The following is a 4,211-nucleotide window of genomic DNA, read 5'->3' as shown; positions in this document are numbered from 1 at the left end:
GCAGCTCAATTAGTTTATCTTACGAAAGCCCACAAGAGGGAGACATCTCTTTTTGGAAAAAGGTCTCTTCCGAGCTTAATGGTGATTTTCTTAAATTCTACATAAATGGGATATTACAATATCAATGGAGCGGAACAAGCGATGTTTGGAGTCAAGTTACATTCCCTGTGACCGCTGGAACTAACATTTTCAAATGGGAATATCTAAAAAACAGCACAACTTCACAAGGTAGCGATTGTGCCTGGCTTGACGATATTGTTTTTCCTGCCACAGGAGGCCAAACAGGAGTTCCAGTTTGTGTAATTGATGTTCAGGATATCAATTTTGGACAGGTTACAACTAATACCTTTGCTTCCCGGGAGATTACTATTTCCAATACTGGAACCGCTTCAATGCTGGGAACTATTACTACTGAAGCGCCTTTTTCTTTGGGTGAACTCTCTATGACTACTCAGATATTGAATTATATCCTTCTTGCCGGGCAAACATTCTCATTTAATGTAAATTTCTTACCCCTCCAAAACATTGCTTATAGTGGCTCCGTAAATATCAGTTCAGATGATCCCAATGCTTTGGTAAATTCCATTCCCCTTTCCGGAACCGGAAAACCAGTTGCTAACGAGGATCCTGTTGTTACTACCATAACTGCTTTGAAAGGTTGTTATCCCAATCCTTTCAATCCGAGCACCGCCATCAGTTTCAGCTTGAAAGAAAACACTAAGGTGGAACTGCTCATCTACAATATTTTGGGACAGAAAGTGAAGACATTGGTAAATAAACCCTTAGAGCCAGGTGAACATACGGTAACTTGGGATGGAACGGACAGTAACAATAGATCTGTTTCCAGCGGGATTTATTTTTATAAAATGAAAGCAGGAAACTATACAGAAACCAAGAAAATGGTTCTAAAGAAATAATATAATCGGAGGACGCAAGTCCTCCGTTTTTTTATGTAGCCGGAGGATGCAAATCCTCCGCTTTTTTTGTTACCAAACAACACCGTTTTCCTGTAAGAAAAAAAATTACAGCTCTATGGCAAACTCCTGCTAAAGCTCAGGACTTAGCAATGGCGGCAACGGGACAGCCCAGAAAATTCTTGCCATCTCCATTGGCACAATTTCCGCAACCAGTGCATTTTTCTTTGTCAATAACCGCTTTTCCGTTTTTTAGGGTAATGGCTTTAGCGGGGCAAATGCGGACGCAAAGTTTGCAACCAATGCAAATGTCATTATCTACGGCATATACAATTTTGTCAGTTGCAGCCACCGTTTCTGCCATTTTGGATGTAATGGAAGTGGCATCAGCGATATTATCTTCTTTATTTGAGAAGTCATTTTTTGGTTCGTTAGGTGTGGTTTTAGCCATATTTGGCGATTTGGAAGCGGGAGTATTATTTTCATTTTCCACGCTGTTTTCTTTGTTCTGAGCCGCAGGATCATTTGTAGTTATACTGTCTTTGAGTGTATATCTCGGTGAAATTGATTCCACTTTGGCTGTTTTTTCCGGTGCCAAAGCTATGTAGAAAAGATAAATAAGGATAGTTGCCAAAAGCAATAGGACGGTCACTTGCAAAAAAGTTCTCATTTATTGTTCCTTTTCCCATCTGATTGTATCTGGTTTAGGGCATTTTTGAGCGCACCGAAAACAGAGGATACAATTGGGATTATCTACAAATTCAGTTTGCGTTAGGTTAATATTCATTGGGCAGTTTTGAGAGCATATTCCGCAATCATTACAGCGTTCCAGATTCCGATGCATCATTAAACGAGGTAAATGAAGCATTTTACTTAACATTTGAAAAAGATTCAAAAGAGCGGCATAGGGGCATAAAAATCGGCACCAAAACCGCTCCCAAAATATACCTCCCACCAATATTACGAGCACCACGATCAATCCAGATATTGCAATGGAGGGTAAAATGGAAAGGGCAAAAATAGGGCAGGAGTGGATAAAAAGATAATTAAAACCCAGCAAGGATAAAATTACCGTTAGGGCAAGAACAATATATTTAAATTTGGCAAAATGCCTCTCCAGATAAAGAGGAATTTGTTTTCTCCGCTTTTTCTTTTTATAGTTCAGCATAAACAGCAACTCTTGAATGGTTCCGAGAGGGCAAATCCATCCACAAAAAATACGACCGTAGAAAATAGATAAAACCAATATTAAAAAGCTGAAGGCAATCGTTAAAGCAAAAACCGTTTTAACAAACCTATTACTTACACCAAAACAAACAATGGCATAGGGGCATATATGATGGATCGTATAGGGTAAACCCCAATAAATGATGCCAATGAAAAAGGCAACCGCCAGCAATAAAAAAACGAGCTGGATTAAAGACCTGATTTTTATTACACTATGAGTAATGCGCATAAAAATGATAACCTCATATTTATTCTTGCCAGATGCCTTCTATTCCATTTTTAGCTCTTTTCAATCGCCAATCTGCAATCTTTCAGTCCCAATGAGGATAACGCGATATAGCTTGCGCAAACTGGGAATCCGATGCCTATTGCCAAAATATTATCGTATCTCTCTGGCAAAGATATACTTTCATTTCTTCCCTACACCTAACCAATATATATATCAATATTATCCCGTAACCTTCCCGTGTTTGATACGGGATGGTTACGGGATGGTTACGGTTTGCATACGGGTTGGGCGTAGGGAAGATGTATCCTTCTGTTAATAATCTTTTTAGGGCTTTGATTCGGTTTTAGAGAGTTCCGTCAAATCCGATAAATAACCGTTAATGTCATAAGTCAGTTTGGCTTGCACTTCGGTTAAAAGTTTACGGATATTATCGAAATCCTTATATTCGCGTGCATAACCTAATGCAAGTTGGGCGAAATATTCCTGATCTGGAAATAGCAACAACCCTTTTCTTAAATATAGCAGGGTTTTTTCTGGATAATTATCCACCATATAGGCAATTATGTAGCTAAGATAAATTTTCCAGCCCTCAGGATATGGAACAATGGTGTTGGTGATAAAACTATCCAGTTTGTCCCATTGACCCGTTTTGCTGTAGTAGTTGATGTAAAATTCTGTCAGCTTTATATCGTCTTGCACGAATTTTTTGGCTTTATTTATATATTCCATCGCCATAGGATAATTTCCCGTATCTACGAAGTAATTGGCGGCACGCACATAGCCAGAACCGTAATTCATCACCAAACGAGTCATATTATCGTCTTTATATACCCTTTTATTATCTATGGAGCGATAACTGTAAATCCTATCTATATTGTTCAATAAACGCTTGGGGTTGATTTTTTCAGCTCCGCCGGTGTTAACGATTCTGGAAACCATTCCTTCGTTACGAACATAGTCCTCAAAATTAACAAAACTTTCACAAGTCACGGCAAAATAAATTGGACGCTTGCCGTAATTATCTTTGATGATTTGCATAACCGCCAAATCCGAAACACGATAGAAAGGTTCATCTTGTCTCCATTCAGCTGTTTCTGGAATTTGCATTGTAAAACCCATTGCGGGATTATCCGGAGGACCGGGTATGACCAGCGGTTCTTGCACTTTTTGAGGTTGGAGATTATCTAATTGCTCATCCGGAATGGAAAAAAGCACTCCTTCTTTATCGCGTAGTTGTCGTATATACCAAGCAGTATTAAGCAGGGAAAGATTGGCAACGGAAACATCTTTACGAATGCCTTTCAGACATTTGTTTTTATAATCCATCGCTTTGGCAATTGCCGCTTTGCTTTCTAAAGTGGGATAAACATCTTGGGCAGGATAAATATTCTCTTTGGAATAAGGATCTTTAACCGCCTGAGCATACCAAAGAGGAAAAGTGTCATTATCACCATTGGTAAAAATGATGGCATTTTCTTCCAGCGAATTAAGAAAATTCAATCCGTAATCCAAAGCGATGAATTCCTGTGATCTATCGTGGATTCTGTATTGAGTAATCATATTACTTAGCGGGATAAGACACATTATAACTAAAATAATGCCTCGCGCTATCTTATTTTTCCAGAGGGTGACTAATGCTAACGCTCCCATTCCCAACCAGATAGCCCACATATTATAGGCAACTACAAAAAAGTAATCCCGGTCACGCACTTCGGCATTGGACAGATTCATTATGTAAACCATCACGATTGTGGTAATTAGGATAACGGACAAAAAATAAGCAAAACTATGTTTATTCTTTTTAAACTGTAGCACGGCGCCCGCTACACCCAGAAAAGCAA

Annotated in this window: 4 protein-coding genes; 1 reads left to right on the top strand and 3 read right to left on the bottom strand. The window is 39.0% G+C overall.

The genetic code is table 11. The features are described from left to right. Positions 1–917, top strand: a 917-nt coding sequence (locus ABFC98_00810; protein ID MEN6444567.1) for a FlgD immunoglobulin-like domain containing protein, incomplete at its 5' end; no start/stop codon positions are given. 136 nt (positions 918–1,053) lie between these two features. Here ABFC98_00810 and ABFC98_00805 read toward each other — a convergent pair. The 3 genes from ABFC98_00805 to ABFC98_00795 form a co-directional block, all read right to left on the bottom strand. Continuing rightward, a complete protein-coding gene (locus ABFC98_00805) occupies positions 1,054–1,584 on the bottom strand; it encodes a 4Fe-4S binding protein (GenBank protein MEN6444566.1) in 531 nt (176 codons plus the stop codon). Next, positions 1,585–2,370 carry a 4Fe-4S binding protein gene (locus ABFC98_00800; GenBank protein ID MEN6444565.1) on the bottom strand — a complete coding sequence of 262 codons (786 nt, stop codon included), beginning with the start codon at positions 2,368–2,370 and terminating at the stop codon, positions 1,585–1,587. It lies immediately after the preceding gene. Positions 2,371–2,694: 324 nt separating this feature from the next. Further along, a partial coding sequence (locus ABFC98_00795) for a hypothetical protein (protein ID MEN6444564.1) occupies positions 2,695–4,211 on the bottom strand: 1,517 nt, incomplete at its 5' end.

The sequence above is a fragment of the Candidatus Cloacimonas sp. genome (assembly GCA_039680785.1).
Classification (GTDB): Bacteria; Cloacimonadota; Cloacimonadia; order Cloacimonadales; family Cloacimonadaceae; genus Cloacimonas.
Note: the sequence above shows the minus strand (reverse complement) of the source record. Positions and strands in the feature narration are given on the sequence as shown.